General features: G+C 50.7%; 31 protein-coding genes. 16 read left to right on the forward strand and 15 right to left on the reverse strand.

The genetic code is table 11. The features are described from left to right. Nucleotides 1-171 precede the first annotated feature (171 nt). From ACYQ27_RS04410 to ACYQ27_RS04425, 4 genes are all read right to left on the reverse strand, one after another. Nucleotides 172-462: a DUF3216 domain-containing protein gene (locus ACYQ27_RS04410; protein ID WP_460041078.1), complete on the reverse strand. Its 291-nt coding sequence runs from the start codon at nt 460-462 to the stop codon at nt 172-174. Nucleotides 463-466: 4 nt separating this feature from the next. After that, nucleotides 467-1,234, reverse strand: coding sequence for a YchF/TatD family DNA exonuclease (locus ACYQ27_RS04415; RefSeq protein WP_456453716.1), 768 nt, complete (start codon nt 1,232-1,234; stop codon nt 467-469). A gap of 91 nt (nt 1,235-1,325) precedes the next feature. Next, nucleotides 1,326-1,568, reverse strand: coding sequence for a DUF504 domain-containing protein (locus ACYQ27_RS04420; RefSeq protein ID WP_456395359.1), 243 nt, complete (start codon nt 1,566-1,568; stop codon nt 1,326-1,328). Beyond that, the gene (locus ACYQ27_RS04425) at nt 1,568-2,248 is read right to left on the reverse strand and encodes an MBL fold metallo-hydrolase (RefSeq protein ID WP_456453719.1); all 681 of its coding nucleotides are present in this window, start codon (nt 2,246-2,248) and stop codon (nt 1,568-1,570) included. The genes ACYQ27_RS04420 and ACYQ27_RS04425 overlap by 1 nt, the downstream gene beginning before the upstream one ends. 133 nt (nt 2,249-2,381) lie before the next feature. Between ACYQ27_RS04425 and ACYQ27_RS04430 the strand changes: the two genes are divergently transcribed. The 7 genes from ACYQ27_RS04430 to ACYQ27_RS04460 all read left to right on the forward strand — a co-directional run bounded on the left by ACYQ27_RS04430 (nt 2,382) and on the right by ACYQ27_RS04460 (nt 8,088). Beyond that, the gene (locus ACYQ27_RS04430; protein WP_460041079.1) at nt 2,382-3,437 is read left to right on the forward strand and encodes a M20/M25/M40 family metallo-hydrolase; all 1,056 of its coding nucleotides are present in this window, start codon (nt 2,382-2,384) and stop codon (nt 3,435-3,437) included. Nucleotides 3,438-3,506: 69 nt separating this feature from the next. After that, the gene (locus ACYQ27_RS04435; RefSeq protein ID WP_460041793.1) at nt 3,507-4,571 is read left to right on the forward strand and encodes an AAA family ATPase; all 1,065 of its coding nucleotides are present in this window, start codon (nt 3,507-3,509) and stop codon (nt 4,569-4,571) included. A gap of 79 nt (nt 4,572-4,650) precedes the next feature. Further along, nucleotides 4,651-4,878: a hypothetical protein gene (locus ACYQ27_RS04440; RefSeq protein ID WP_460041080.1), complete on the forward strand. Its 228-nt coding sequence runs from the start codon at nt 4,651-4,653 to the stop codon at nt 4,876-4,878. A gap of 1 nt (nt 4,879) precedes the next feature. Further along, the gene (locus ACYQ27_RS04445) at nt 4,880-5,707 is read left to right on the forward strand and encodes a hypothetical protein (protein WP_460041081.1); all 828 of its coding nucleotides are present in this window, start codon (nt 4,880-4,882) and stop codon (nt 5,705-5,707) included. A 55-nt stretch (nt 5,708-5,762) separates the two neighbouring features. Then, nucleotides 5,763-7,082: an ATP-binding protein gene (locus ACYQ27_RS04450; protein ID WP_460041082.1), complete on the forward strand. Its 1,320-nt coding sequence runs from the start codon at nt 5,763-5,765 to the stop codon at nt 7,080-7,082. Nucleotides 7,083-7,085: 3 nt separating this feature from the next. Then, complete coding sequence (locus ACYQ27_RS04455; protein WP_460041083.1) at nt 7,086-7,373, forward strand: hypothetical protein; 288 nt, start codon at nt 7,086-7,088, stop codon at nt 7,371-7,373. Beyond that, nucleotides 7,327-8,088, forward strand: coding sequence for a hypothetical protein (locus tag ACYQ27_RS04460; protein ID WP_460041084.1), 762 nt, complete (start codon nt 7,327-7,329; stop codon nt 8,086-8,088). The genes ACYQ27_RS04455 and ACYQ27_RS04460 overlap by 47 nt, the downstream gene beginning before the upstream one ends. A 23-nt stretch (nt 8,089-8,111) precedes the next feature. On the opposite strand, the gene ACYQ27_RS04465 is transcribed toward ACYQ27_RS04460, so the two are convergent. Then, the gene (locus ACYQ27_RS04465; RefSeq protein ID WP_460041085.1) at nt 8,112-10,889 is read right to left on the reverse strand and encodes a DEAD/DEAH box helicase; all 2,778 of its coding nucleotides are present in this window, start codon (nt 10,887-10,889) and stop codon (nt 8,112-8,114) included. Nucleotides 10,890-11,005: 116 nt separating this feature from the next. Between ACYQ27_RS04465 and ACYQ27_RS04470 the strand changes: the two genes are divergently transcribed. Then, complete coding sequence (locus ACYQ27_RS04470) at nt 11,006-12,466, forward strand: MFS transporter (protein ID WP_460041794.1); 1,461 nt, start codon at nt 11,006-11,008, stop codon at nt 12,464-12,466. Between the two features lie 43 nt (nt 12,467-12,509). On the opposite strand, the gene ACYQ27_RS04475 is transcribed toward ACYQ27_RS04470, so the two are convergent. After that, a complete protein-coding gene (locus tag ACYQ27_RS04475) occupies nt 12,510-13,649 on the reverse strand; it encodes an iron-containing alcohol dehydrogenase (protein WP_460041795.1) in 1,140 nt (379 codons plus the stop codon). A 119-nt stretch (nt 13,650-13,768) separates the two neighbouring features. Between ACYQ27_RS04475 and ACYQ27_RS04480 the strand changes: the two genes are divergently transcribed. Continuing rightward, nucleotides 13,769-14,011 (forward strand): hypothetical protein, encoded by a 243-nt coding sequence (locus ACYQ27_RS04480; RefSeq protein ID WP_460041086.1) that lies wholly within the window; start codon nt 13,769-13,771, stop codon nt 14,009-14,011. A 104-nt stretch (nt 14,012-14,115) separates the two neighbouring features. On the opposite strand, the gene mtnA is transcribed toward ACYQ27_RS04480, so the two are convergent. Further along, a complete protein-coding gene (gene mtnA / locus ACYQ27_RS04485; RefSeq protein WP_460041796.1) occupies nt 14,116-15,189 on the reverse strand; it encodes an S-methyl-5-thioribose-1-phosphate isomerase in 1,074 nt (357 codons plus the stop codon). A gap of 51 nt (nt 15,190-15,240) precedes the next feature. Here mtnA and ACYQ27_RS04490 point away from each other — a divergent pair, with 51 nt between their 5' ends. Beyond that, entirely contained in the window at nt 15,241-15,873 is a 633-nt protein-coding gene (locus ACYQ27_RS04490) for an NTPase (RefSeq protein ID WP_456453275.1), read from the forward strand. A 12-nt stretch (nt 15,874-15,885) separates the two neighbouring features. Here ACYQ27_RS04490 and ACYQ27_RS04495 read toward each other — a convergent pair whose 3' ends face one another. From ACYQ27_RS04495 to ACYQ27_RS04510, 4 genes are all read right to left on the reverse strand, one after another. Continuing rightward, on the reverse strand, nt 15,886-16,419 hold the full coding sequence (locus ACYQ27_RS04495) for a CBS domain-containing protein (protein WP_456395328.1): 534 nt from the start codon (nt 16,417-16,419) through the stop codon (nt 15,886-15,888). A gap of 76 nt (nt 16,420-16,495) precedes the next feature. Then, on the reverse strand, nt 16,496-17,116 hold the full coding sequence (locus ACYQ27_RS04500; protein ID WP_460041087.1) for an ArsR/SmtB family transcription factor: 621 nt from the start codon (nt 17,114-17,116) through the stop codon (nt 16,496-16,498). Between the two features lie 103 nt (nt 17,117-17,219). Next, entirely contained in the window at nt 17,220-17,495 is a 276-nt protein-coding gene (gene albA / locus ACYQ27_RS04505) for a DNA-binding protein Alba (protein ID WP_456395342.1), read from the reverse strand. A 41-nt stretch (nt 17,496-17,536) separates the two neighbouring features. Next, the gene (locus ACYQ27_RS04510) at nt 17,537-18,877 is read right to left on the reverse strand and encodes an RNA-guided endonuclease InsQ/TnpB family protein (RefSeq protein WP_460041088.1); all 1,341 of its coding nucleotides are present in this window, start codon (nt 18,875-18,877) and stop codon (nt 17,537-17,539) included. Nucleotides 18,878-19,016: 139 nt separating this feature from the next. Here ACYQ27_RS04510 and purB point away from each other — a divergent pair, with 139 nt between their 5' ends. Then, nucleotides 19,017-20,372 carry an adenylosuccinate lyase gene (purB, locus tag ACYQ27_RS04515; protein ID WP_456452303.1) on the forward strand — a complete coding sequence of 452 codons (1,356 nt, stop codon included), beginning with the start codon at nt 19,017-19,019 and terminating at the stop codon, nt 20,370-20,372. A 1,259-nt stretch (nt 20,373-21,631) separates the two neighbouring features. Here the strand turns inward: purB and ACYQ27_RS04520 are convergent. Beyond that, complete coding sequence (locus tag ACYQ27_RS04520) at nt 21,632-21,982, reverse strand: helix-turn-helix domain-containing protein (protein WP_456395804.1); 351 nt, start codon at nt 21,980-21,982, stop codon at nt 21,632-21,634. Nucleotides 21,983-22,055: 73 nt separating this feature from the next. Here ACYQ27_RS04520 and ACYQ27_RS04525 point away from each other — a divergent pair, with 73 nt between their 5' ends. From ACYQ27_RS04525 to ACYQ27_RS04535, 3 genes are all read left to right on the forward strand, one after another. Next, the gene (locus tag ACYQ27_RS04525; RefSeq protein ID WP_456395802.1) at nt 22,056-22,202 is read left to right on the forward strand and encodes a hypothetical protein; all 147 of its coding nucleotides are present in this window, start codon (nt 22,056-22,058) and stop codon (nt 22,200-22,202) included. 108 nt (nt 22,203-22,310) lie between these two features. After that, nucleotides 22,311-22,787, forward strand: a complete 477-nt coding sequence (locus tag ACYQ27_RS04530; protein ID WP_456452307.1) for a 6-pyruvoyl trahydropterin synthase family protein — start codon at nt 22,311-22,313, stop codon at nt 22,785-22,787. A gap of 62 nt (nt 22,788-22,849) precedes the next feature. Next, nucleotides 22,850-23,281, forward strand: a complete 432-nt coding sequence (locus ACYQ27_RS04535) for a chromate resistance protein ChrB domain-containing protein (protein WP_456452302.1) — start codon at nt 22,850-22,852, stop codon at nt 23,279-23,281. Nucleotides 23,282-23,295: 14 nt separating this feature from the next. On the opposite strand, the gene ACYQ27_RS04540 is transcribed toward ACYQ27_RS04535, so the two are convergent. Next, nucleotides 23,296-23,820: a hypothetical protein gene (locus ACYQ27_RS04540; RefSeq protein ID WP_456452301.1), complete on the reverse strand. Its 525-nt coding sequence runs from the start codon at nt 23,818-23,820 to the stop codon at nt 23,296-23,298. A gap of 54 nt (nt 23,821-23,874) precedes the next feature. Here ACYQ27_RS04540 and ACYQ27_RS04545 point away from each other — a divergent pair, with 54 nt between their 5' ends. Then, nucleotides 23,875-24,297, forward strand: coding sequence for a PPC domain-containing DNA-binding protein (locus ACYQ27_RS04545; RefSeq protein ID WP_456452300.1), 423 nt, complete (start codon nt 23,875-23,877; stop codon nt 24,295-24,297). A 31-nt stretch (nt 24,298-24,328) separates the two neighbouring features. Here ACYQ27_RS04545 and ACYQ27_RS04550 read toward each other — a convergent pair whose 3' ends face one another. Continuing rightward, complete coding sequence (locus tag ACYQ27_RS04550) at nt 24,329-24,703, reverse strand: RidA family protein (protein WP_456452306.1); 375 nt, start codon at nt 24,701-24,703, stop codon at nt 24,329-24,331. A 118-nt stretch (nt 24,704-24,821) separates the two neighbouring features. Between ACYQ27_RS04550 and ACYQ27_RS04555 the strand changes: the two genes are divergently transcribed. After that, the gene (locus ACYQ27_RS04555) at nt 24,822-25,994 is read left to right on the forward strand and encodes an MFS transporter (RefSeq protein WP_456452298.1); all 1,173 of its coding nucleotides are present in this window, start codon (nt 24,822-24,824) and stop codon (nt 25,992-25,994) included. Here the strand turns inward: ACYQ27_RS04555 and ACYQ27_RS04560 are convergent. After that, nucleotides 25,954-26,565 (reverse strand): DUF998 domain-containing protein, encoded by a 612-nt coding sequence (locus ACYQ27_RS04560; RefSeq protein WP_456452296.1) that lies wholly within the window; start codon nt 26,563-26,565, stop codon nt 25,954-25,956. The genes ACYQ27_RS04555 and ACYQ27_RS04560 overlap by 41 nt on opposite strands. Nucleotides 26,566-26,636 lie beyond the last annotated feature (71 nt).

Here is a 26,636-nt window from a genome sequence, read left to right on the forward strand (position 1 = left end):
AGGCAACAGTATGGAGCCCCTCCTTACATCACGATGTATTAGCATGGGTTATATACTTAAAGTATAAGAGCTTTTTGGTTTTTCATGAAGAACTTGGAGATAAAACAATGAATTTAACGGCAGCGGTGGGCCTCTGTTTATTCCCCCGAAGTTCGGAAGTCGAACTTTAATTTACGATCCTTCAAAAATCGGCGGTTTTGGTTTCCTGAACATCATGTCAAGCTCCTTCCTCCGGGTGCTCACCCTCTCAAGCAGCTTTTCAACCCTCCCATCTCCGGGATGCCTGAGCCTGAGCGTCGTCAGAATCCCCTCGGCAAAGCCGAGTATTGCGGCATCAACGAACTCTTTGCCCTTTTTGGACTCCAGCTCCCGGTTAAGGTTCACGAACGATTCTATCCTCGGGATTAAGCCTTCCTCTCCGAGCTCTATGCACAGGGTTTTCAGCTCCTCCAGTACATCCATGCTATCACCCCCTCTTCAGCTTCAGATTGAAAAATTCAATGGCATTTCTCTCTGTTATCATCTCAACCTCTTCAAAGCTCAGCTCTTTAAGCTTTGCTATCTCCTCAACTGCAAGCTTCACGTAGCATGGTTTGTTTCTCCTGCCCTTGAACGGGCTCATGTATGGCGAATCTGTCTCAGCTAAAACTGCCTCAGCGTCCAGAACCTCTGCCGCGGCTTTAACCTCCGGAATGAAGAGGATGCCGGTGCTTATTCCGATGTAGTGTCCGTTTTCCGCTATCTCAACAGCCAGCCCTTTACTTCCGGAAAAAGCGTGAAAATAAGCGTTTATGCCGTAGCGCTGAACGATCTCAAAGGCCTCCCTTTCGGACTCTCTGGCATGAATGACCACGGGCTTTTTGAGTTCAAGAGCCAGTTCGAGGAAGTGCTCGAAAATTTTCCGCTGGTTTTCCCTCTGTCTTTCATTTTCAGCGTAGTGATAATCCAGGCCCACCTCGCCAACGGCCACGATATCATCCCTGTGCTCCCGTATGAAGTCCTCGACCTTTCTCACTTTCTCCCAGTTTCCCCGTCTCGCTTCGTTTGGATGGTAGCCGAGGGTCGGGAAGATGAAGCCGAAGTAGGGCTTTAAAAGCTCCCAGCTCTTCCAGACATGGTTCTTTCTGTACTCCGTTATGGAGTCTATGACGGCTTTAAGCTCCCCCATGCATTCCTCAATGACATCCCCGGCGTTTTTCCTGTAGAACTCAAAATGGGCGTGAGCGTCTATCATGTTCATGTTAAAGATGCCCGCAATAGAAAAGCTTTTCTGCCCTTCAACATAGTTACTTATAGTGAATAAAATGCTGTCACCTGCTGGTTTCTTAGCCCCTCTTCTTCCAGATAACTTTCCCGTCCCTTCTTACAACCCTAAGAATGCGATGGTAGGGAATCTGGGCTTCTCCCACAAAGAAGTAGCCGCGGCCAAGCTCAATCATGCCGACGGGGATTTTCTTGACGTCGCCGTAAGCCCCCCGGTGCGCGATTATAATGTGGTAGTCTTCCTCCCTCTCCCTGGGGTCATACTTTATCTTGGCCAGCACTTCCTTGACCGAGCCCTTCCGCATCAGAGCCACCCCAGAATGCCGCTGATGTTATCCTTCCACTCCTTGATGGCCCAGCCGTGCCCGGGAAGGCCGAAGTCAACATCAAACTCCATGAGTTTCTCAAGAGATTCCTGAAGTTTCCATTCGCTGCCCGTAGGGAGGTCGGTTCTGCCCACCGTTCCTCTGAATACCGTGTCCCCCGTGAACATGAGCCTAACCTCGCCGTCAAGGTAGAGGCACGAGCTTCCTGCGGTGTGGCCGGGGGTGTGGATGAGTTCAAGCCTCAGGTTTCCTATCCTCAGGGTGTCTCCATCTCCAAGCTTTATATCTATCTCCTGCGGCTCGAACTTCCTTCCATAGGCGTATGAGAGGATGATGTAGTCGTCTCCCCTCTCAAGAACTCTGGCGGTGGTCTCATGGGCCGCAAAGAGAACCTCAATCCCTTTTCCCTCAAGCCAGCGCTTGAAAGCCGGGTTCCCCCCAACGTGGTCAAAATGTTCGTGGGTGCTGAAGATTACAGCCCTTTTTATTTCTCTGAGGTACCCCTCACCCTCCCACACCTCAACATAGCGGTTCCAGTATGTTCCTGTTCCTGTGTCTATTATGAGGGCTTCATTTCCATCCCTAACCAGGTAGATGTTGCTGTCCCAGCTGATGCCTTTGAGCGTTACAGTGTTTGGCGGAATCTCCACCGGTATCACGGCAATCACCTCACGGGCTCAAGGGAGGACCGCCTCATCATAACGTCAGGAGGGATGAATCTCTTCATCGCCCCGGATAAGTTACACAGGGATGTTTATAAATTCAACCGCGGATTTTAATCAGGTGACCCAAATGAAAACCGAGAGAGCGAAGGAGATACTCCTCCGGCTTCTGAAGATACCCTCTCCTTCCGGGCAGGAAGACCGGATTATGCTTCACATCATGGAGTTTCTCCACAAGCTGAACTACGACGTCCACATAGAGAGCGACGGCCAGATAATAGACCTGGTCGTCAACCCGGATGCAGACCTTTTCTATGAGGTTCATGTGGACACGATCCCCATGCGTGTCGAGCCCTTCGTGAGGGGCAACATCGTCTATGGAACCGGTGCGAGCGACATCAAGGGAGGAGCGGCAGCTATACTTCTCATGCTTGAGAATCTCCGCAGGGAAGGGAAAGACCTAAACGTCGGCATAGTTTTCGTCAGCGACGAGGAGCACGGCGGAAGGGGTTCAGCCCTCTTCATGGAGCGCTACAAGCCAAAGATGGCCGTCGTTCTGGAGCCGACCGACCTTGAGGTGCACATAGCCCACGCCGGCAACATTGAGGCCTACTTTGAAGTTGACGGCAAAGAGGCCCACGGTGCCTGTCCCGAGAGCGGGATAAATGCGATAGACCAGACCTTCAGGATGCTGGAGGAATTCAAGAAGCTCGAACCCTTCAATGCCAGGGGCAGGTACTTCGACGCCCACATCGGCCTTCAGGAGCTGGTCTGCGAAAACCCATACTACCTGATTCCGGCACTCTGCAAAGGGCGTGTGGAGGCCCGCCTGTTGCCTGAGCAGGAGGTTGAGGACATACTCGACCTCATGGAGCCAATCTTTGAGGAGTACACCATCAGGTATGAATACACGGAGATATGGGATGGCTATGAGCTCGAACCGGACGAGGAAATCGTCCAGCTCGCTAAAAAAGCGATGGAAGTTACCGACATAGACGAGTTCGGCGGGATGAGGAGCTGGACCGATGCGATAAACTTCATGTACAACGGGACGAGAACGATAGTCTTCGGGCCGGGCAACCTCGACATATCGCACACGAAGAACGAGCACATCGACGTGAGGGACGTCGTTACCGCGAGTGAGTTTTTGAAGGCACTAAACGAGATTTACGGGAAGGGCGAGTGAGCTTTTCTTCTTCCCTTTTTGAGCCAAGGTTTTTAAGCAAGACCCCCCCACCAGTTACTGGTGGGGGCCATGTTGTTCAATCCCAAACCGAAAACGAGGAGAGAGGAGCTGTACGACCGCGAGGAGGAGCTTTCCCTGATTGAAAACTCAATAGAGAAGGGCCTTCCACTCGTTGTACTCCTTGGAATCAGGCGTCTCGGCAAGAGCTCCCTTCTGAACGTTGCACTAAACGAGCTCCCGTTCAGGAGTGTCAAGATAGATGCAAGAAAGGTCTACTCCGAGTTTGGTGGTGTTCCAAAGGAAGCCATCGGAAAGCTCATACTTGAGGGTTACCTCAGGGGCTCCACGAAGGAACGCGCTAAAGAGGCATTGAAATCCCTCAGAGGGGTTCGCATTGGCGGCTTTGGAGTCGAGCTTAGCGTGGATAGGAGCGTGAGCATTCACGCAATACTTGAGCGCATAGATTCTTTAGGGGAGCGATTCGTAATAGCCATAGATGAAACCCAGTACATGAGGTTTTCGAATTCGCGCTATCCTGAGCTTATCGCGTGGGCAATTGACGAGCTCCAGAACGTGGGCTTCATCCTCACGGGCTCGGAGATTGGCCTGCTTGAGGACTTTTTGGGCCTCCATGACCCTGAATCTGCCCTCTTTGGAAGGGCTCACAGGGAGGTCAGGCTGAAAAGGTTTGAGGGAAGGCAGAGCAGGGATTTCCTCAGGAGAGGCTTTGAGGAGGTGAGGCTGGACGTCACGGAGGAGGAGATAGAGGAGGCCGTCGGCGAGCTCGACGGAATAGTTGGCTGGCTGACCCTCTACGGCTACAACCGCTACCTCGGAATGTCCCACAGGGAGGCCCTGAACAGACTTAAGGAGGACGCGAGAAGACTAATCCTTGCAGAATTCTCGGCCTTGAAAAAGCTCTCCCATCGCTACGAGCTTGCCATGAGAGCTGTGGCAAACGGAAGGCACCGCTGGAAGGAGATAAAGGAGGCCGTCGAGCTCCTCGAGGGGAAGAGGATAGACGACAAGAACTTCTCCAACATCCTAAACAACCTCGTCCGCTACGGCTACCTGGAAAAGACCATCGAGGGCTACTTCATCCCCGACCCGCTGGTGGAACACGCCTTCAGGTAGGGGGCTACCAGTAACTGGTGGGGGGGTTGCTACACCGCGGTTACATAGAAACGTTTATCTCCTCCAGCGCTGTAGTTCCTTGGGTGGTGTCATGTCACTTCTGCCTTTGGCCGGGATGTTCATATTCGGGGGAAAGAAGAAAAAGAAGAGCTGGAAAGAAGTGTTTCGGGAACTCGCGGAGAAGCACGGCCTGCCATTGGAGGTTATAGAAGCATTGAACGGTGCGCACATAGCATATAATGGGTACATTGAATTCGTCAGAAGGATGGACCCAGAGGGGGACCTGAAAAGGGTAAAAAACCCTTGACGTGGATGAAACCGGCGATCTCTGGGCAGCGCGCGCCGTCAGGGATCACGAGTATCGTAGATACATCGGGAGAGACCCAAAATCCCGCGGATATAACATACTGCACGGTGCGCTGGCGGTGCTTATAGCAAACCATACTGGCAAGGAGCACGAGGATATTGGATGGGCAATAGGCGATGCGATATACGAATACCTCGTCAAGCAGGGAAAAACCGTGGAAGATATTGAGAAGAACCCGTCGGAATTCGCAAAACTCGTCGTAAAAAAACTGCAGGAACGAGAGATAATTGGACCGACAGTCGCAAGATCCACGCAGAAAGCAATAAAAGAAGTCATCCCATACACTGTAAAGCTCATAAACAAGATGTGGCCAAAGGATCACAATATCAAGCACCTGCGGGCGATGGAGGAAGCATTCTCGCCAGATACCCGCGACCCTGTTCGAACGCTGAAGGCTGCAGGTATAGATATCACAGAGGAACTCGAAGAGCTGAGGAATGCAATTGCGGAAGTGACAGGGAAGAAACCAAAAGCTGCAACAAAGGGAAGAAAGAAGAAGCCCTCCTCAACCAAGAAAGCGGTGAAGGGAGAACTCATAAAGTCTAGGGTGCCCGAGAACGTCAAACTCGAAGCCTGGAAGCTCCTTGGAGTCCTTAACGGACTCAAGTATAGCGGCTACTCTGAGAGGGCCGTTGAGAAGGCCGTTGAAGACCTTTTAGCTGAGGGGAAGGAACTCGCCGAGAGAGGCGACCTCGAAACCCTTGGCATTTACCTCTGGACAGCTCACCTTCTGAGAGAAGGACGCTTGGCGAGGCAGAAAAGTTCCTGAGAAGAAACAGTTAAGGTACCAAAAACTTAAAATATTGGAACCCTAAATTTCATATATGCCGGATAAGACCCTCGTCAAACGGTACATCCTGGAGTTACACGAAAGGTACTTCACCGGAGTAATCCCGAGGGAGCTAAGGGTCAAAACCCTCCCCGGCAGGGCAACGGTCATAATCGGCCCGCGAAGGGCGGGCAAGACCTACTACCTCTTTTCCCTCATCGATGGAAACGCTCCGGAGAGGTACCTCTACGTTGATTTCGAGCACCCGGTTTTTCACCCGATGACGCCCAGGGACTTCATAGACGTCCTTGACGCTTACCACGAGCTTTATCCAGAGGTAAAGCGGCCCACCATTATGCTCGACGAGGTTCAGGCCGTTCCCGACTGGGAGAGAATCGTCCGCTATCTGCTCGACGAAGGTTACACCGTCTACGTAACCGGTTCCTCCTCAAAGCTCCTCTCCAGGGAAGTGGCCACCCACCTACGGGGGAGGGCTTTGACGTACACCCTGTTTCCCCTGTCCTTCCGGGAGTTTCTGCGTTTTAATGGGGTCGAGCACGGGGGAAGGGAGTTCTACAGAAACATGGCGAAGATAAACGGTCTCTTAGAGGAGTACCTTCACTTCGGGGCTTATCCAGAAATAGCCCTCGCTCCGGAAGACGTTAGGGGACTTATTCTGAAGGACTACATCGACGTTCTCATAAAGAAGGACGTCCTTGAGAGGCACCGGGTTAAGAACGTTTATCTCCTCAACGAGCTTCTCTACTTCTCCCTAAGGGCTTATTCAAAGTACGTCTCCTTTGATTCGCTCTACAGACTCTTCAAGGGCAGGCTAAAGCTCACCAAGAGGACGATAGCCAACTACTTCGCCTACCTTGAGGAGGCATTTGCCCTCTTTCTCGTAAGGAGACAGGGGCGCTCTCCGAAGGGGAGGATTGTCTCTCCGAGAAAGCTATACCTCATAGATACGGGTCTGGCTCTCTTCGGCGAGAAGGACACGGCGAGAGATGCGGAAAACGCGGTCTTCCTTGAACTTCTCAGGAGGTACTCGACGAAGCCCAGAGTGGAAGTTACATACTGGAAAGACGAAGCCGGTAGAGAGGTGGACTTCGTCGTTTCTGAGAACGGAAGGGTTAAGGAGCTGATTCAGGTGAGCCTGAGGCTCGATGATGAGAGGACAAGGAGGAGGGAGTTTTTAGCTTTGCTCCATGCATCAAGGAAGCTCAACTGCAAAAACCTAAAGGTGATAACCCTCGAAGATGAGGGAACCGTTGAGGTCTCGCTCTACGGGATGAAGGGCAACATTGAGCTCGTCCCGCTCTCCAAGTGGCTCCTCGGTGGGGAAAGGCTTATTTCCCCTCGCGAGGAGGTTTAGGTGGTGGTGGATTTGTCGCTTTTGCCTTTGGCCGGGATGTTCATATTCGGGGGAAAGAAGAAAGAGGAAGAAGATATATACGCAAAATTCGCAAGAAAGTACGGGCTGACTCGGGAACAGGTACGAAAAATCGAATTCCTTATAGTATTTGGTACGAGAAACATCCCAAAGCTGCTCACACGTGTGGATCCCGAACAGGACGAGAAGAGAATCCATAAGGTGCTAGAGGCTGTAAAGCATATGGATGACACAGGTGAACCCTATATATATAAGGAGCGTGAAAACCCATGACTTCTACGATAAAAACGCAAAGCAAAAGCACCCAGAAGATCTACGCACAATGCTTCTCCATCCATTCCTTGCACTCACACTCTCCCACATTGCCAAGAGTACGTCAAAACATGTCGGACATGCAGTGGGCGACGCATTTGATTCACTAGTGCTCGGTGGAGTAAAGTACAGTGAAATGAAGCAAAATCCCGAAAAAGTAGCAGATGAAATAATATCAGCAGCAAGAGAAAGAGGAATTCCTGTAAAGGACGAAGATAAAGAAAAAATAATAACCGCTATCCAAAAAGCATCGAAAATAGTGGATAAACTAACAGGAGATGTATCTGAAGAGAAACTCGACGCACTCTATCAGGCACTAGCAGAAAAAACGGACGATCCACTATACATCCTCAAGAGAAACGGCATCGACATTGAGCCAGAACTTGAAGAGTTTAGACAGTTCCTGGCGGAGATCAGCGGGAAGGAGGTGGAAAAGAAACCATCGCCGGTATTGATGGATTCTGAAGTTCCTCCCGAGGTCATGGCGATAGCTAAAGCCCTTGAGTTCTCGGACTTCTCGGAGAAGGCCATGAAAAAGGCTGAGGAGGAGCTTTTGAAGCTCATAGACCGTTTCATTGAGGACGAAACCAACGCCCAAGCTCTCTTCCACGCGGTCAAGCTGTTAAGGCTGATCCAGAGGGGAGACGTCGAGAGAATAAAGAAATTCGGAGCTTAAACTCAGCTCTCTTTGTCCAATTATCATGGTTCCTCTCCGGAATCTTCCCTCTCCCTCTTATCCACCCAGAACCTCCTCGTCCTTATGAATCTCTTTTCCTGCTCCATGAGGGCCGCGAGCAGGGCTTCTCCCCTGTACTGCGCCAGAATTCTTGCCGCGCTGTCAGGCCCCGTTCCGTAGCTGGCTAGGGCCAAAATGCCATCAAATCCATAGCTCTGGATTAAATCGCTGGCCTTTATGAGCTTTCTGTAGGCGCGCTCCTCCTTCGGCTCAAGCTTTTCCCCACGCTTCAGCTTCCTGAGGGCCTTGAGAAACTCCTCAGCATCAATCGGATGCGCCGCTGCAATCATTATTGATCCGCACCTCGGACATTTGAGAAATCTCACCCTCTCCTTCAGGCGGCCCACCTTTGTCCTGCTCACCCAGCCGCAGTTTGTGCAGACCAAGACGACCTCCGTATCCAGTATCCTTCTCCTGAAGAGTTCGAGGATTTCATCCTTCTCAAGCTCTCCTCCAAGGAGAAACTCGCCGCCAACGCTCATGTTGATTCTGGCGAGCTTTGATGGCTCCTTCCTCAGAACCGTCTTTACGCGCAGGAAGCCGTTTTTTATCTCCTTCAGGATGTATTCAGCGGTCTTTACATCGAGCTTATCATGGAAAAGCTCGTTCAGGGTTTCCTTTTCCACAACCGTGCCCTCAAAGAGCCTCTCTATGCGTCTGATCTTTGCATCCCTCCTCAGCGCCCCGGAGCGTCTGGCAACGTTCCTCATCCTCCATTTATAGACCGTGCTCTCCCGCATGGCTTTTGTCAGTATAAACTCCATAGCATCGGGTTCCTGGAAGAGATAACCTTTTACCTCCTCTGGGTTCAGCTGGAAGGGTGTTTTGAAGACAACGGCATGTGCCTGGCTCCTTATGGCGAAGACGTTTCCATAGTGCATTCTCAGGAAGGAGTATATAAACCGCCCGAGGGCTTCATTTGCCCGATTGCCGAAGTCGCCATGGACAAGCAGGGCTTTTGGTGTGCTCTCGACAACTATGTCCTTATCCGTTGAGAAGACCTCGTCCCTTATTTCATCAACCGCCCTTCTCAGCTCCTCCTCTCTAAAAATAACTCCCTCCAGTAGTGCTTTCCCGCGCTCAAAATCAAAGACCAGCTCCCTTTTCAGCCTTCCGACCCCGGAGGCAACGGCGAAGGGAACGGGTATCATCTCCCCTTCCCAGCTCGGTATCGCGCTTTCTAGGCTTTTGCTCTCCCTTACCATTAAAATCCCCGCATCTTCATCCACCTTGAGGAGAATCCAGCTCCGGCCGTGCATTACGAACTCCATCCCCTCCTCAAGATCCATGACAAAGCTTTCATCAAGGCGTCCGATTATGTGCCCGCTCTTAACATCAAGAACCCTGTAAGAAATCTCGTCCGGAATCGTGGAGAGGTTCTCGTAGTAATACTGGTATGCGCCCCTCCTCAGGTAGAGCAGTTCCCTCTCCTCATCGTAGCCGATCAGCCTCGCATCCATCAGGAGTTTGAGAACGGCCCCGTAATCTTCCCAGCTCAGATTCCTGTATGGATAGGCTCTCCTGGCGATCTCAAAGGGCTCCTCCTTTGGAAGCCTCCTCCTTTCAATGAGCAGCCCAACAATAAAATGCGCCAGAACGTCGAGGGCATTCTCATAGGGCTTAACAGCTTCAAGCTTCCCATCTAGGGCATGCTTTGCTATGACCAGGCTCTGGAGGTAGTCCTCGACGTTTGAGGCTATTACATATCCCTCGCTCACCTCGCCGAGCCTGTGCCCTCCCCTTCCTATTCTCTGGACGAGCCTGTTCACCTGCCTCGGACTCATGTACTGGATCACAACATCCACATCCCCGATGTCTATGCCAAGCTCCATCGAGGATGTGCAGATAAGAGCCCTGATTTTCCCCTCCTTCAGTGCCTTCTCGGCCTGAAGTCTCGCTTCCTTTGAGAGGCTCCCGTGATGAACTTCAACGGGTTTGCCCCATGCCTTCAGCCTGTGTGCTAAAATCTCTGCAAACTGCCTCGTATTTGTGAAGATAAGAGCTTTTCCATGCTCTTCAATGATATTCCAGAGGATTCTGAGCCTTGTTGCAACATCCAGCGGCAGGTTGAGCCTCCCTGCAAGCTCCGAGTCTTTTTCGTCTGCCCGGGGGTACAGGACATGAATGCGGTATTCCTTCCTCCATCCGGGCTTTACTATGGCCTCAGCCTTCAGCCACTCCCTTATCTCCTCCTCATTTCCAAGGGTGGCTGTCATCCCTATTCTCTGAAACTCGGCAATCCCTGAAAGCCTTTCAAGGGCCAGGGTTAGCTGGGCACCGCGCTTGTTGCTGGCCAGCTCCGCTATCTCATCCACGATTACAAACTTCAGGTTGCTCAGGGCTTTTCTGAAAGACTTCATCGTCAGAATTACGCCCAGGGTCTCGGGGGTTATTATCAGCAGATGGGGAGGGTTCTTCACCTGCTTTGCCTTCCTGTAAGCTGAGGTGTCGCCGTGTCTCACTTCAACGCTCAGACCGAGCCTCTCACCCCACCAGAGGAGTCTGTCGAGCAGGTCTCTGTTCAGCGCCTTGAGGGGGGCTATGTAGAGGGCCGAGAGGGGCTTTAGATTGTTCTTCAGAATGGCGTTGAAGACGGGCATAAGTGCAGCTTCCGTTTTTCCGGAGCCTGTTGGGGCTATAATCAGGACGCTCTTCCCGGAGCTGATCTCGCGAAAGGCCTTCTGCTGAAGTTCATTGAGTGGGAATCTTTCCTTTATCGCCTTCTTCAGGAGGGGATGCATGATGGTAGTTGTGTTTAACCCTTTATAAATCCGGCCCTGAGGCATTGCCTAAAAGCATCCAGTCTGAACCGTTAAACTTATAAACTATATATCTGTCGATATGTCTGGTGATAGCAATGGAAGAGTACGACCTCAAATACGCAAGGAAGGCCATGCTCGTGGTGGTCATCCTGCCGTTACTCGTCATGTATACTGAGGCCATGTTGACTCCCGCTCTGCCCACGATTCAGAAGGAGTTTGCCATAAACCCCAACGACGTCAGCTGGATACTCACAATCTATCTGCTCGTTGGAACGGTCAGCGCGGCGATAATGGGGAAGCTTGGCGATATGTATGGGAAAAAGAAGATGTTCTTGGTGGCTTTGGGATTCTACACTCTCGGCGTGATTCTCAACGGCTTTGCACCGGGCTATGAGTGGCTCCTCGTATCGAGGGGGATTCAGGGGGTTGGGATGGCGGTGTTTCCCTTAGCCTTCAGCCTCGTGCGTGAGGAGTTTCCGCCCGAGATGGTGCCCGAGGTTCAGGGGATGATAAGCGCCATGTTCGGGGTTGGGATGGTCATTGCCCTGCCCCTGGGGGCATACGTTACCCAGCACTGGGGGTGGAGGTGGACATATCATTCGGCCGCCCCATTTGCGGTCATCATGTTCATCCTTGCCTGGAAAATCCTCCGCGAGAGCCGCTATGTAAACCCCGGAAAGCTCGACTGGCCGGGGGTGGCTCTGCTCATTGTGGCCGTTGTTCCGGCGCTGGTGGCGGTGACGAGGGCGCCAAACGTTGGATGGACTGCAAGGGAAACCCTCATACTGTTCGGAACAGCAATTATCGGCATGGTTCTGCTGGTTCTGTGGGAGAAGAGAACCGAGAACCCTCTCCTCCCGCTCGGTATAATCTCCGCCAGAAATCCCGCTATAGTCAACATCGGCATAATGTTCGCTGCATTCGGAATATCCATGATGAGCCAGGCAAACACCTACATATTCCAGATGAAGCCCCCCTACGGTTTTGGAAAGACCATACTCCAGAGCGGTCTGCTGATGACTCCAATGGCCGGGGTAATGCTGGTCATAGCGCCCCTTGCCGGAAAGCTGATGCCGAAAATCGGGGCAAAACCCCTCGCTGTAACGGGGGCTCTTGTAGCAAGCTCCGGGCTGGCTTTCCTGTCAAAGTATGCGACCCAGCTTTCGCTCTGGCACTTCGTGGGGGTGGTAACCTTTATCGGTGCCGGGATAACGCTCATAAACATCTCCCTGATCAACGTGCTTGTCTTTTCGGTTCCACCGAGGGTTATGGGAGTTGCAACGGGTTCAAACAGCCTGTTTCGAAACTTCGGCTCAACGTGGGGGCCGGCTATAGCGGGCACAGTCATGAGCACCTACTACACTCTGCTTCACATTCCCGGGGTTCCGATGGCAATAAAAATTCCGACCTCAAAAGCATACGAGGTGCTCTTTGGAGCTTCGGCAGGGATATACATTTTCCTCGCCCTTCTGAGCCTTGCCATAGTCGAGGTTATGAAAGGCGGCAAGATACGGGAGGTGGAAAATGGAGGAGAGAAAGAAATCACGGTGGGCTGACTCTTTCCCACCTTGGCACTATTGGGTTCACCTCTGGGGGTTTTCACCCCTCGTAAAACGCTTTCAGGTACACCTCCCTTATTTCCTCAGGCGTTGGTTCAACCGGGTTGAAAGCGATGAGCCCATCGTGGTGTGCTTTTTCGGCCATCTCGTCCAGCTTTGTCATGAAGGTCTCCTCGTCAACGAGCTCCCTAAGCTTTGGGACTCCAAGCTTCTCGTTCAGCTCCCTGACTCTGGCGAGGAGTTCCTCCTCATCTTTCATCCCAAGCCCTTTGGCCAGCTCCCGGTAGCGGAGCCTTGCTCTCTCTTCCTTCATGTTGAACTCCATAACATGGAGGTTTAAAATGGCATTAAGCAGACCGTGAGGGGCTATCCATGCTGCCTTGTGGCTCATGGCATGGCAGAGGCCCAGGCGACCATTGAGGAAAGCTATTCCCGCCATTGTTGCGGCGTAGTGCATCTTCTCCCGCGCTTCTTCATTCCCCTTAACGGACTCTGGGAGCCATTCGAATACCGTTTTGGCTGCTCCAACAGCCATTGCATCGCTGAAAGGACTCGCCGCCCTGCTGACATAAGCCTCAATTGCATGAACGAGAACATCCAGCCCGGAGTTCCGTGCAATTTTCGGGGGCATTGTCAGGGGCAACCTTGGATCAAGAATCGCAAAATCAGGCGCTATCTCAGGAGAAACGAGGTTGTATTTGACCCCGTCCATTTTAAGAACGCTCGCTCCTGAAACCTCACTTCCGGCTCCGCTGGTTGATGGGACCGCTACAAGGGGTGTTTTCAGCTTTGGAATTGGTTTCGGCCTCTGGAAGCGGGAAATAAATGCTATCTCCTCAAAAGTTGTCCCGGGTGAATCATAGAAAACCTTGACGGCCTTTGCGACGTCTATGACGCTTCCCCCTCCTACGGCGACTATGAGCTCCGGCTCAAACTCCCTGGCCCTCGGGAGAATTTCCTCGACATATTCGTATGATGGCTCCGCTGAAACTCCCACTATGCTCTCCACCTCAGCCCCTGCTTCGCCTATATACCTTTTGGCTTCCTCCAGAAAGCCTTCCCTCTCCACAGACCTCGATGCAAGAATAAGAACCCTGTCGTAACCTGTGGCAATTTTCCTGAGTCTGGTCAGGCTGCCTTCCCCCAGAAATATCCTGGTTTTCAAACAAAAAGCCTGCATCATCATCACCGGATTCCCTTATGCCCTCACCTTTTTAATACTCTCGGAGGCCTGAACCACGGGTTGAAAACCTCAGGGTTGGGAAAGTCTTTAATCCGGCGGGCCGGTTATATAATCCGATGCTCATCAAAGGGAGGATAATCGGAATCAATGGCTCGTTCCCTTTTACGGCTGGGAAAGAGGGAGAGCGCATTGAGCTCAGGGTCGAGCTTCCGGATGGCCACTTAGAGTACTCCGTTGAGTGTTCCTGCCTTGAGCCCCTTGAGCTCCTGAGCCTCCTCCTGCCCTCCATCGAGGATAAGGCAGGTGAGATTCGGGGGATCTTTGTGGAGGAAGCTGTTGAGGACGGAGGGGCAGGATGAGGAAGGCACTTTGGTGGAAATAAAGAAAAACGTCTTACCGGTTTCTAAAAACCTCTCAGCTGAGGGCATGGGCATTGTCCCCAATGGAAAATTGAAAGAGAACCTTACGGTTCTTCCCTGAAAAGCCTCTTCAGGTTCCTCTCAAATGGCGGGTAAACAACGCCTCTCTCAGTTATTATTCCCGTCAGATACTTGTGCGGCGTAACGTCGAAGGCCGGGTTGTAGACGTCAACCTCCGGCGCAATTCTGCATCCGCCGCACGTCAGAACCTCCTCCTCGCTGCGCTCTTCAATCGGTATCTCCTTCCCGCTCTTCAGGCTCATGTCTATCGTCGACAGCGGTGCGACAGTGAAGAATGGAATTCCATGCTCCTTTGCGAGGACAGCCAGGGTGTATGTCCCGATTTTGTTTGCAAAATCGCCGTTCGCTACAATCCTGTCCGCTCCAACTATTATGGCATCAACCATCCCCTGTTGCATCACAAAGCCGGCCATGTTGTCGGCTATTAACTTCAGCGGAATTCCATCATAGTGATACTCCCATGCACTCAGACGGGCCCCCTGGAGAACCGGTCTCGTTTCGTCCACCCAGAGAAGCCTGAGCTTTCCTTCCCTGTGTATGACCCTCAGAACCGCGCCCACGGTTCCGAGATGAACTGTTGCCAAACTGCCAGCGTTGCAGTGGGTGAGGACATTCCCTTCCGGCAGGATTTCAGCTCCGATGTGCCCCATCCTCAGATTTGCCTCAACATCCTCGTCTGCTATTTTTCGGGCTTCGGCGACGATGAGTTTCCTAATCTCATCGATGGGACTCTCAAGGTTCTCCTCCACAAGCCTTTTGATCCTGCTGAGAGCCCAGAAGAGGTTGACCGCTGTTGGACGGGTGTTTTTCAGGGTTTCGTATGCTCTGTAAAACCCGTCAAAGAATTCCTCCCTGCTCCCTGCCCCGGAGGTTTCAGCATACAGGGCCAGCCCGAAAGCTGCAGCTGCCCCAATGGCAGGGGCACCGCGCACCTGCATCGTCTTTATCGCCCGTGCAACTTCCTCCACTGTTTTCAGTCCGATGATCTTAAACTCCCGGGGAATCAGCCTCTGGTCAATCAGGTAAACCCTTTGCTCCCTGTACTCAACGCTCCTCGGAAGCCTGGTGAGGTCTTCAGGTCTGTACTTCATGAGCACCACCCTAAAGGCTTTATCCCTAGAGTTTAAAAATTCAATTGGTGGTTCGGGTTGGTAAGGTTAAACGATTTTAACAGTAATCTTAATCCTGACGATGAACAGGCAGTTTTTGAGCGTACGGTTGTCCGGCAACAGCATGATGTTATGAGAATCTTCATCACGGGCAAGCCGGGAGCCGGTAAAACAACACTCATCCTTGGGACGGTTGAAGAGCTGAAGAAGAGGGGATACAGGATCGGCGGGATGGTAACCCGGGAAGTGAGGGAAAGGGGAAAAAGGGTGGGATTTAAAATCGAGGCACTGGACACAGGGGAGGAAGGGATTCTGGCATGGGTGGGAGAGGGGCATCTGAGGGTGGGCAGGTATGCTGTTAATCTCCATGACCTTGAGAAGGTCGGTGTTGGGGCTATAAGGCGGGCAATAGGGGAGGCGGATCTGGTAGTCATAGACGAAATCGGAGCAATGGAGTTTAAAAGCAGGGAGTTCAAAAACGCCGTTGAGGAAGCAGTAAACAGCGGAAAACCCCTGCTGGCGGTGCTGCACAGAAAATGGGTGGATGAATTCCGGGGGAGGGGCAGGATATACACGCTGAGCCATGGGAACAGGGAGGCGGTTCAGAAAGAGATCACGGAAATACTTTCAAGGGCATTGAAGGGGATATCTAACCTGAAGAAGGGTAAATAACATGGAACAAAATCACTGCCCGCTTATGAGGTCCTTGCAGTTTTCACAGACCCATCTCTCGGCCCCTTCATGTATAACCCTGTAGAGCGGCCCGTACTGCCCGCAGAGCTCGCAGATACCGTAGACCTCTGTCTCGGGCTCCTCCTCGGGTTCTTCCGTGTTGTACGTGTTAAGGGCTGCCAGCAGATCCGCCGCGGTCACAAACCCTATCGGTCTTCCGAGCCTCGTGACCAGAAGCCTCCTTATTCCCTTGTCCATCATTTTATCGATTGCGTCCTGAACCTCATAGTCGTCCTCAATTGTTATCGGGTTCTCCGTCATAACCTCGGCGACCCTGACGCTCTTCGGATCCCTCTCTTTTGCGACGACCTTGTTCAGTATGTCCCTGTCCGTTATTATCCCAACAACCTCGTCATTTTCAACAACAACAGCACTGCCCACCTTGTTTTTTGCCAGAATCCTTGCCACTTTATGGATGGTATCCCCCGGATGCACGATAACGGCCTTCCTCTTTACCACTTGCCCCACAGTAACTCTTGGAACCATTGATATCCCTCCTGTCAATGGAGGATTTGGGAGAGAACTTAAAAATGTTTTGGGATTCATGGGTATGTGGATAACATTATGGCTTTCGTCTGTTGAAGTAGTAACCGAGCAGCAGAAAGACCGCGATGAAGGCTCCAAAGGCGGCTATGTATGGAAGGTATGGATGGGAAGGAACCTCCACGGGATGGGCTGAAGTTGTGGTGGTATTTGCTGCACTCTTTGTCATGACAAACAGTTTTGATGCATTTGACGATGTTTCAGGGGCCATGGTGTTATTGACTGCCGCAACTGCAGGTTTCACGATGCGGCTCGTGAGTTTATACACGCCGAGGGCTATAAGACCCGCCACGGTCAGGCTTATGACCTGAATCTTTTCAAATGTCCGGAGGAACTTCTTTCTGGCCTGCGGTTTTCCGGGCAGGAGAAGAATTGGCTTCGGGGATGCCCTGTAGAGTTTGACCTCCTGCAGCCGCTTTCCATACTTCTTCCCGGCGATCTCAACGAGGCCAACCCTGCTCATCTTGTCTATATGGTACGAAACTGTGGAAATGGGCATATTCAGCCTTGAGGCGATTTCGCTGATTGAAAGTTCCTCATCCTGAAGAAGCTGAAGGATGGCAAGGGCTTTGTCATTCAGCAGAATCTGAGCAAGCTCCCTGGCTTTATCATCACTGGCATGTATTGTCTCAAACTTCAAAAAGCTCCCACCAGAAAAGGTTTGAGTGAAGGGGATATTAACTTTTCTATCACTCCAGAACGGGTTGTAGTGTAAAGTGATGAAAAGGAAAGAAAAGCTAAACTCATGGCTTCTCCATGATGATCTCAATTGTTGAGGTGTTAGCTGTTCTGCCGTCGGCTGTTGGGAGCTCCTCTGTGCCGATCTTGATCTCCTTGACCCTGACCTCTGGGAGGAATCTGTTCCTGACGATCTCTGCAACATCAACGGCTCTGCTAATGGCCCTTCCTCTGGCCTTGACGCTAACTTCCTTAGCGCCCTCGTTGAACTGTGTTATCACGGCGAGGACATAGTTCATAACAGGCTTCTTTCCTATGTAGACAACATGCTCCTCTGCCATCTTTGGCACCTCCGGAATTTTGTCGTAACATTCTCAGGAAACTAGGTTAAATACTTTTCGCTGACCCCCTCCCCTTTGAGGGTTTCAACAGGGGAGGTTTGAGGGGTTTCATTTAGACCCACTAAAAAGTGGGTTTTCGACCCCTCCGGCCGGGCCTTCGGCCAGTTACCCCTCCCTTGAGCATAAAGCCCGCCCAAGTTCGGGGTTATGGTTTCGACAGCTCTTTTCAAAATGTTGAATGCTCCTACCAAATCAGCATTAAAAATAAGCCCCGTTGCGGGACACTTAAATAATCCACGAACGAAGCGAGCCCCTTTGTGGGGCTTCCCGCAAACGGGGCAAAGCTTGGAGGTAAAAGCCTCTCCAACAACCACAACGCTAATACCATACTCTTCCGCCACTTCCTTGAGGCGTTTGATAACGTAATTAAACCGCCACACGCGGGAAAGCAGAAAATTCTGCTTTTTGCCCTTATCAGAGTTCCTTGCTATTCCCTTCGGATGGCCGACAACAATCTTAGAAACTCCGAGCTCGTAGAGTTTTCTAACCGTCTGCCTTACGGCAGTATTAATGTAATGCCTCGCCTGAAGTTTTGCTTTATCGTGCATTCTTTTAAGCTTCCTGCTCCTTTTAGCTCCACTCTTGTTTATTTTGGACTGATAATCGGCAATCCTCTTTTGCCAGTAGAAGGCAATGCTCTTTAACGGCCTTCCATTCACGAGAAGGCTTTCCCTGTTTTCAACATAAACGGCCATCAGGTTGTTTACTCCAAGGTCAATTCCAGCAGAAAGACTTCCTTTTGGGGTTCTCGGAAGTTTAACCCACTCCTCCCCTTCGAGTTTTTCCTCTGCCGTAAGGCTCATGTGAGCATACCATTTCCGCTTTACCGGGTTGTAAGTGATTTCTAACCTTCCCTGCTTGCCTTTCAAGTGTATTCTGCCCTTAAACTGGATTTCCAGGCGTTTGAACTTGCCAAGACCTTTTAGAATTAGTTTGTTGCCGTCAATCTTGTACTGGTCGTTTCTGAGAATGATTAAGAACTTCCTCCTCCCGTCTTCTTTTAGGTAGTTTGGTGGTTTTGGCTTAAGCCAAGAGGGAAGTTCACCATTCCGCTTCTTCCGGAGGAGGGCAAAGAAGCTCCGCCAGCTTTCGGCGTTCTTCCGGCAGATTTGCTGGACTGTTGCGGAGCCGATTTCTCTTTTGAATTCCTTATAAACGATTTTCTCGGTTTTATTGAAGTCCACGATTTGCTCCCGGAAGTATTGTTGTCGCCTGAGGAAGTTTACCCTATTCCAGACTTTTGCTCCTAATTCAGCCAACTGGAAGAGGATTCTCTCCTGTTCCTTCAAGGGTTGGAGTTTGAGCGTTACTGAGCGCTTCATTTCAGATTATGGTATGAATTTTAGGCTTTAAAAAAGTATCGCTTTCCTGCCAAACCATCCCAAATGTGGACGAGTAGTGCATTTACCTGTCAAAGCAAAAAGCTTTAAGCAGGGGGATTATCATTTACATGGTGATATCATGGCGGTTCACCCCATAGATTACCGCTACGGTAGTGAAGAAATGAGGCGTATATGGGACGAGGAGAATAAGCTCCAAAAGCTCCTCGACGTTGAGGCGGCTTTAGCCAGGGCACATGCGAGGGTGGGGAATATTCCGGAGGAGAGTGCAAGGGTAATAAGCGAAAAAGCCAGCACCAGGTATGTAAAGGTTGAGCGCGTTAAGGAGATAGAAAATGAAATCCACCACGACATAATGGCCGTCGTTAAAGCGCTAACTGAGGTCTGCGGGGAGCACGGAAAGTACGTCCACCTCGGGGCAACTTCCAACGACATAATTGATACCGCAAACGCCTTGCTCATAAAGGAGTCCCTCGAAATCATACTCAAAGATTTAAGGGAAATACGCTCGATTCTCAAGAACCTCGCAGGGGAACACAAGTACACCGTCTGCATCGGGAGAACCCACGGGCAGCATGCCGTCCCCACAACCTACGGCATGAAGTTCGCCATATGGCTCGATGAGATTCAAAGACATATAGAGAGGATTGAAGAGGCCAAAAATAGAATCCTCGTCGGCCAGATGAGCGGCGCCGTTGGGACGATGGCAAGCTTTGGAGAGAAAGGCCTTGAAATACAGCGCCTTGTAATGGAGGACCTCGGCCTGAGGCCCGCGAGAATCAGCAACCAGCTCATCCAGAGGGATGTTTATGCGGAGTTGATGGCAATCCTGGCTTTAATAGCATCAACGCTCGACAAAATTGGCCTTGAAATAAGGAACCTCCAGAGGACGGAGATTCTGGAGATTGGCGAACCCTTTGGAAAGAAGCAGGTGGGCTCATCAACGATGCCCCACAAGAGGAACCCCATAAGGACGGAGAAGATATGCGGCCTCGCCAGGGTTCTCTACTCAAACGTCATGCCCGCCCTGTTAAACAATCCCCTGTGGCACGAGCGCGATCTGACAAACTCCTCCGTGGAGAGGGTTATCCTTCCCGAGAGCTTTGTCCTCCTCGACGAAATGCTCAAAAACATGAAAAAAGTCCTCAGCGGCCTTGACTTCTTCCCGGAGAATATTAAGCGCAACCTCTACATGACTAACAATCTCATCATGGCGGAACCTCTAATGCTCAGGCTCACGGAGAGGGGCATGGGGAGGCAGGAGGCCCATGAACTTGTCAGACAGCTGGCCATGGAAGCCTTTAAGGAAAAGAGGGACCTGATAGAGGTAGCCAGGGAGAACAGCGATGTCAGAAGGTTTTTGAATGAAGGGGACTTCGAAAGTCTGAAGCCGGAGAACTACATAGGGCTGGCACCCCAGATAGTTGAAAACGTAATCGCCTGGATAGAGGAGAATGAGCGGAAAGAAGTGTTGTGAGGCTCTTATCTTTTATTCTATGTCCCTAAAATTCTTTTTCGTATTCTGGTCTTGCAGTGCCCACTGACTCTCAAAATTTTCGGTGAATTTTAACTTTTATAAATAGTAATAATTAACACATTGAATCATGTGTTAATTCTTATTTTAAATAAAATTTTATATTTGGTTATGATAACAAATATGATAAATTACTATAAAAAATATTACTTTTTTCCATTTTTTGACTATTTTAAAATGTAATATTGAAACAATGTTCTGATATTGGGAGAGGTGACCGGCACTTCGCATCACATGCATGTTGCCCTGAAATCCATAAAAATCCATAAGTTCGCCATGAGATCCGGCTTTCATGAACCAAAAATTGATTACGATTTACAGTGGTGTTAATCCCCGCCATCCCATTCCCTGCTCACGCAGGAGTCCAAGCTGAGTTGGGCAGGATTAGTAGGGTGAGGAGGTTTCCATCCAGCTCGATGTTCTCAGCTACGCTCCGGCACACGTGACTTTTGTACTTCACTGTTTCCCTCTCGTTTGGTGTTCTTTTTTGTGCAGTTAAATTGGATATAAGATATATTATATCCAATTTCCATGAACACAAATAAACATTAAAAGGGCTGTTTCATGAGTCCGGCAGGCGAGTTTGGGTTCTTGTTTCCTGTTCTTTAATATATGCCTCAAGGATTATCTTTGAGCGGGTGAGCAGTCTCCGGTATGCGAGTTTTAAAGCTTGAATGGGTTTTCCGTCCCTCGAAAGCCGCCCTATCCTAAAAATCTGTTGGGGGTAGTGAACTCTTTGGGGCGTTTAGTATAATGCCGCTATACTAAAAAAGACAGTCCAGAACTCTCTGAGAGATAACCGACGCATACCAAAGACGTATGGGGAGGCATATTCTGCCCCTTTCCTATCTTTCTTCCCATAACGCCTCATACGCCAGTTGTATCCTTTTTGTCTCTTAGTTACATCTATCAGTCGTAAATTTTTTAGATTTTTTACTAATATTGATTAATTTGGAATATATTTTCTATAATTAAAATTAAAAGCCTCAATAATATTGTTTATAACGGATTTGTAAAAAACGTATTTTTATTATGATTAATTCTAGACAAAATATATCTCTTATTAAACGTAATAATTCACCGAAATTTTTGAGAGACGAAATGGATAAAAATTAGGACGGCCTAAAATAAGGAAAAGGGGAGGAAACAGGAGAAATGGTGTAATACGCTCTGAAACACGGCTTTTTTGGAAAAATGGCAAATTACAGCTCTTCTTCATCTGGCATCTTCGGAACTTCATTTCCCTGGGCCAGGATTATAAGCTCCCTTCCCTCAACCAGCATCTGAGCAACCTTTTTTCTTGCTGATGTGAGTGCCCTCCACACAGTCCCCCTTGAGACCCCCATTCTGTTTCCTGCCTCTTCCTGGGTTAGCCCCTCATGGTCAACCAGTCTGAGAGCCTCAAACTCCTCATATGTCATGAATATTGGCGGTTTTGGCTGTCCGATGGGTGGGAGGGCTGGATAGAAGTGTCTGACCTGGGGTATAAACCCTATCATGCGCATCTTCCGCCTTCTGCCCCTTCCTCTACCTCTTCCCATTGCCCATGGCATTTTAATCCCGTTTGAGGTTGGAGAGAAGGGTTTATAGGGATTTCCCCTGTAGCATCTGCATGAGGGATATCTGATGGAGAGCAAATCCCAAAAATTTGTGTGCCCCTTCTGTGGATACAGGGCGGGAAGTCTGGAGGAGCTGAAGAGGCACATACTTGAGAGGCACACCCTCAACAGAGAGGATGTTAGGGGGATCACCAGGGGCGGATTTAGGCGTTGAGAGTTGATGTTGGGATGCTTGGCTTTAAGCACTCACGGAAACAACCCCAACTCCGGAGCACCAGAAAAGGTTAATAACCCTCGGAGAAACCTTTCAATGGTGAGAAAAATGGGGTTTAAAGTCACTGAGAGGAAGATAGGATGGCATAAGGACTTTGACAGCTCGCATTTTTTGGTTCTCCCCTACGAGAGCAAGTGCCTCCGCATTCACGGGCACACCTACAACGTCGATGTGGAAATATGGGGGGAGCTCAACGAGAACGGCATGATTTTTGATTTCAACCACCTGAGCAGTCTTGTGAAGCTCCTCGACCACAGGATTCTCGTGAGCGAAGGATGGGTGAAGGAGAGGCGGAAGGACAGGGTTATAATCGAGAGAAATGATAAGCGCATAGAGCTACCCGAGAGCGAGGTGGTGCTCCTCAACAAGCCCAATGTCACCGCCGAGTACATAGCGGAGTGGTTTGCCGAAAGGGTGGCGGAGAAAGCAGGGAGCAACGTGAGACGCATAAGGGTCAAAGTGTGGGAGGATCCGAGGAGCTATGCGGAGATAATCCTGGAGGGCTCCTCTTCAATCAATACTTAACGTTTCTATTTTCGCCGAAACCGATAAATAGATGGACGTCGAATTGTGATTGAGGTGTTTTTATGAAGTGGGTGACGCGAGAGCACGTCCACGTTGACAGGGTTGCCTGTCCGTGGCTTATAAAGCGTTTTATTGACCCGGAGGCGGAGTTCGTTTTCGTGCCCCGCGATACGGACCCCTCGACCATAACAGAGGGTATACCCTTTGATTTTAAGGGCGTTGAGCTCGGACACCACGACGGGAAATGCTCCTTCGATGCTTTCGTTGAGAAGTACAACATAACTGATCCCGCGGTTTTGAAAATTGCCGAGGTTGTGAGGGAAGCGGATACACATGTGGAGAATCCCCAGCCCCTCGCCGTAGCGCTGGATATACTCGCGCGGGGCTATCGCATGATATGCGAGGACGACTACGAAACGCTTGAGAAGGAGTTCTACCTCTACGATGCCATGTATGCCTATTTCAAGAAGCAGATGGAAAAGGGAGAGCTTTAGTGCCCTCTTTGTTTCTATTTTTCAGGGCTGCAGTGCTCCCTGAGGGTTTTCAAGCTTTCTTCGGCCCTTTCCTTCAGCATTGTGAAGTATTCCTCCCCAAATGTTTCCTCGGCCTCAATGGCGAGTTTGTGGGCCTCCTCCAGATATACAATTCCGAGCCCTCTGAGGGCGATTCTCTCAGCTATCTCAACTATATATCCCGTGAAGGAATGCAGCAGCTTTCTATAATCTTTCTCGAAACCATGTTCCTTGAGCCATCCTTTGAGTGTTAAAAACAGCTTAAATGCAGGAATCTCGGTGCTTTCATCCTCAAAACGGCGGTAGCGTATGAGGAGGTACTGGAGCACGGAGATTAGGAATCTGCCGACCAGCGCCCTATCCCCCGCAAACTCCGCGAATTCGCTTAAACCTCTTTTTCCGCTCTCCTTAAATGCTTTCAGGAGTTCGATGTGTGGCGTATGGTAAGCTGAAAAGTCCACCCCTTCAAGTTCTGGAATTTCTGGCAGCACATTAATCAGGAGTTCATTCATCCGTGGCATTCCCTCACCCAAAGAATTAAATTCACCTGTGCTTATTAGCTTTGAGGTGATAGCATGAAGGTTTCAAAGGGCAGGTCGTTTCTCTTCAGGATCCCGGAGGGTGAGGAGTTCGGGGCGTTTATAAACGGGTTTGCGAAGAAGCACAATGTTCTTATCGGAACAGTCACCGCGATCGGAACACTCCGCAATCCGAAAATCGGCTATTTTGATGAAGAATCGGGGCGGTATAGGGTCATGGAGCTTTCCGGAACATACGAGCTGGTGTCCCTCACCGGAAATATAAGCATCAAAGATGGGGAGCCTTTCGCCCACATACATGTGGCCCTCGGAGATTCCGATGGGAGGGTCTGGGGCGGTCATCTAATTGAGGGCGAGGTTTTTGTTGCTGAGGTCTTTGTTCAGGAGCTGCTCGGCGAAATTCTTGAGCGGAAGCCTCAGAAGAACGGACTGACCCTCTGGGATGCGGAGGGTCTTTGAACAGCATAAAATGGAGAAAGGCAGCGGGAATTCAAAGGCGGGCTATGGCTTCCACTTCAATTCTTACATCTTTTGGAAGCCTTGAGACCTCAACAGCGGCTCTCGCTGGTTTGGAACTGCCAAAATACTCCGCATAGACCTCGTTCATGGCACCGAAGTCGTTCATATCCTTCAGATATACGGTGACCTTTACAACATTATCCAGACCCGCGCCTGCAGCCTCAAGAATTGCCCTGATGTTCTCCAGCACCTGCCTCGTCTGGGCTTTTATGCCACCCTCAACCAGATTCCCGTCTCTGTCCACCGGAATCTGCCCCGAGATAAACAGAAACTCTCCGGCCTTTATCGCCTGGCTGTAGGGGCCTATCGGTCTCGGTGCTTTATCCGTAAAAACTGCCTCTTTCATATGCCTCACCATCATGCAGTTGACCTCAACCTTCAATAATCTTTCCCGGGATTTATTTGAATCCAGTTATATTTTACCGTTTCGATAGATTTATAAACGAAGTGCCCAACGTTGAAACATGCTCGGGAGGTACAGCAGGGATGCCAGGATACTGATAGCTGCGAATGCCCTTGGCCAGCTTTTCCTTCAGTTCTCGGGCTTCATAATGCCCTTCTACCTTCGGGTGCTGGGTTATAAAATGAGTGATATGGGGGCGTTCTTTTCGATACAGACCTTTGTTGGGGGGCTGTTCTTTCTCGTCGCAGGCCAGATTTCGCTCAGACTGGGATACAGGAAGGCACTCCTTCTGAGCGCTTTCCTAGGTCTGATGGGACGGCTCCTCCAGGTTCTGGCCATCAACTCTTACATCCTTGCTCTCGGATTCTTTCTTGTCGGGGCTAATATGGGGCTGAGGCAGCCCAACTTCTCGGCCCTGCTCAGTGAGGAGGTCGGGGATGAGCTCAGGCATCATGCGTTCTCCATAAGCTTCGGGCTGGGCACGATATTCAATGCCCTCGGTGTTCTTGTGGCGGGGTTTGCACCTCACTTCCTTACATCCACCTTCGGGATCGGTGAGGGGCTGGCCTACAGGCTCGTGATTTCACTTGCTCTCCTCCAGTTTGCCCTTGTAATCCCTGCCCTGCTCGTAATAGAGGACGTTCCTGTTAGGAACCCGCGCATAAACTGGCGGCGCGAGCTTATAGTTAAAATACTGAAGTTCTCCCTTCCGAGCGCGCTTATAGGACTCGGAGCAGGGATAACGATTCCCTATATGAGCCTTTACTTCAACCTGCGCTTCGGCCAGACGCTTGCCGCCATAAGCGGGGTTTTCTTCTTCCAGCAGCTCGTCATGGGGATCGGTTCGTTTGCCCTTCCGAGGCTTGTGGACAGGATAGGGCCCGTCAACGTAATAACTCTCTTTCAGCTGACAGCGGCGCTGCTCTTTGCGAGTTTTCCGATGGTGGGGGTGTTCCTTCTGGCGGCCCTCCTCTACATCGCCCGTTCAATCCTCATGAACATCGTCTGGCCGATAAACGACTCCTTTATGATGGGATTCTTCACCACGGAGGAGAAGGCAACGGCCGCAGGAATAAGACGTGCCTTCTCAACATTCATGCGCGGCCTCGGTAACTATATGGGAGGCATCCTGTTCTCGCTTTCGCTGAGCTATCCCTTCTACACGACCGCAGCCCTCTACATTACCGCCACGCTTATATTTTATGCTTTCTTTGCACGCTACAACAGGCATTGATGGCCGCAGCCGCCTTCGTCCACAGCAGTGCATAGTGCCAGATGAGCATCGCAAAAACCCCTGTGAACTCGGCGATTGCAACTCCGTTGAATCTTTCCATGGCCCACCTTGCAAGGATTACCTCCACAGCAAAGAGCACACCCGTAAACACGCCGAATCTTTGCCGGCCTTCCAGCCCAAGGCCGATTCCGGTTATGAGGAATCCGAGACTTCCGCTAGTGAAGAACCCCCAGCTGACGTAATAATGGGGTTCCGTTCCTTCAGGGAAAGCTGCTATTCCTGCCAGAAAAGTCAGGCCGAGGATGAAAATACCAATCCCGAGCTTTGAAATGGTGTTTTTAACTTCCTCAAAGAGACCCAAAGTGTAGTATATGGCAAGAATGGAGGATATGAACAGCGGGACGTTCATCACCCAGGAATGCGGGAGGCCAGCTTTTCCGAGGTCGCTTATGGCATTGTTCGTAATCCTCCACCAGGAGCGGTTTATGAAAATGGCCGCAGCTATCCCGCCAAGGGCAACGGGAGGGGAGAGGATGCCTGCCCAGAGCTGGCTCTTTCTCACCGGCACCACTGATCCAATAGTCTCCCCCTCAACCCATAAATCTAACGTCTGCTGGGCTCCCGAGGTTTGTTCAGCATGCT

Source organism: Thermococcus atlanticus (assembly GCF_054657855.1).

Bases quoted from the DNA above. Each gene is read 5' to 3' on its own strand.
- ACYQ27_RS04545 (WP_456452300.1), top strand. From the start codon at position 23,875: ATGAAGGTTTCAAAGGGCAGGTCGTTTCTCTTCAGGATCCCGGAGGGT.
- ACYQ27_RS04410 (WP_460041078.1), bottom strand. From the start codon at position 462: ATGGATGTACTGGAGGAGCTGAAAACCCTGTGCATAGAGCTCGGAGAG.
- ACYQ27_RS04450 (WP_460041082.1), top strand. From the start codon at position 5,763: ATGCCGGATAAGACCCTCGTCAAACGGTACATCCTGGAGTTACACGAA.
- purB (WP_456452303.1), top strand. From the start codon at position 19,017: ATGGCGGTTCACCCCATAGATTACCGCTACGGTAGTGAAGAAATGAGG.
- ACYQ27_RS04475 (WP_460041795.1), bottom strand. From the start codon at position 13,649: ATGCAGGCTTTTTGTTTGAAAACCAGGATATTTCTGGGGGAAGGCAGC.
- ACYQ27_RS04555 (WP_456452298.1), top strand. From the start codon at position 24,822: ATGCTCGGGAGGTACAGCAGGGATGCCAGGATACTGATAGCTGCGAAT.
- ACYQ27_RS04540 (WP_456452301.1), bottom strand. From the start codon at position 23,820: ATGCCACGGATGAATGAACTCCTGATTAATGTGCTGCCAGAAATTCCA.
- ACYQ27_RS04465 (WP_460041085.1), bottom strand. From the start codon at position 10,889: ATGCATCCCCTCCTGAAGAAGGCGATAAAGGAAAGATTCCCACTCAAT.
- albA (WP_456395342.1), bottom strand. From the start codon at position 17,495: ATGGCAGAGGAGCATGTTGTCTACATAGGAAAGAAGCCTGTTATGAAC.
- ACYQ27_RS04420 (WP_456395359.1), bottom strand. From the start codon at position 1,568: ATGCGGAAGGGCTCGGTCAAGGAAGTGCTGGCCAAGATAAAGTATGAC.
- ACYQ27_RS04550 (WP_456452306.1), bottom strand. From the start codon at position 24,703: ATGAAAGAGGCAGTTTTTACGGATAAAGCACCGAGACCGATAGGCCCC.
- ACYQ27_RS04430 (WP_460041079.1), top strand. From the start codon at position 2,382: ATGAAAACCGAGAGAGCGAAGGAGATACTCCTCCGGCTTCTGAAGATA.
- ACYQ27_RS04460 (WP_460041084.1), top strand. From the start codon at position 7,327: ATGACACAGGTGAACCCTATATATATAAGGAGCGTGAAAACCCATGAC.
- ACYQ27_RS04525 (WP_456395802.1), top strand. From the start codon at position 22,056: ATGGAGAGCAAATCCCAAAAATTTGTGTGCCCCTTCTGTGGATACAGG.
- ACYQ27_RS04435 (WP_460041793.1), top strand. From the start codon at position 3,507: ATGTTGTTCAATCCCAAACCGAAAACGAGGAGAGAGGAGCTGTACGAC.
- ACYQ27_RS04520 (WP_456395804.1), bottom strand. From the start codon at position 21,982: ATGCCATGGGCAATGGGAAGAGGTAGAGGAAGGGGCAGAAGGCGGAAG.
- ACYQ27_RS04510 (WP_460041088.1), bottom strand. From the start codon at position 18,877: ATGAAGCGCTCAGTAACGCTCAAACTCCAACCCTTGAAGGAACAGGAG.
- ACYQ27_RS04535 (WP_456452302.1), top strand. From the start codon at position 22,850: ATGAAGTGGGTGACGCGAGAGCACGTCCACGTTGACAGGGTTGCCTGT.
- ACYQ27_RS04470 (WP_460041794.1), top strand. From the start codon at position 11,006: ATGGAAGAGTACGACCTCAAATACGCAAGGAAGGCCATGCTCGTGGTG.
- ACYQ27_RS04415 (WP_456453716.1), bottom strand. From the start codon at position 1,234: ATGATAGACGCTCACGCCCATTTTGAGTTCTACAGGAAAAACGCCGGG.
- ACYQ27_RS04495 (WP_456395328.1), bottom strand. From the start codon at position 16,419: ATGGTTCCAAGAGTTACTGTGGGGCAAGTGGTAAAGAGGAAGGCCGTT.
- ACYQ27_RS04480 (WP_460041086.1), top strand. From the start codon at position 13,769: ATGCTCATCAAAGGGAGGATAATCGGAATCAATGGCTCGTTCCCTTTT.
- ACYQ27_RS04530 (WP_456452307.1), top strand. From the start codon at position 22,311: ATGGGGTTTAAAGTCACTGAGAGGAAGATAGGATGGCATAAGGACTTT.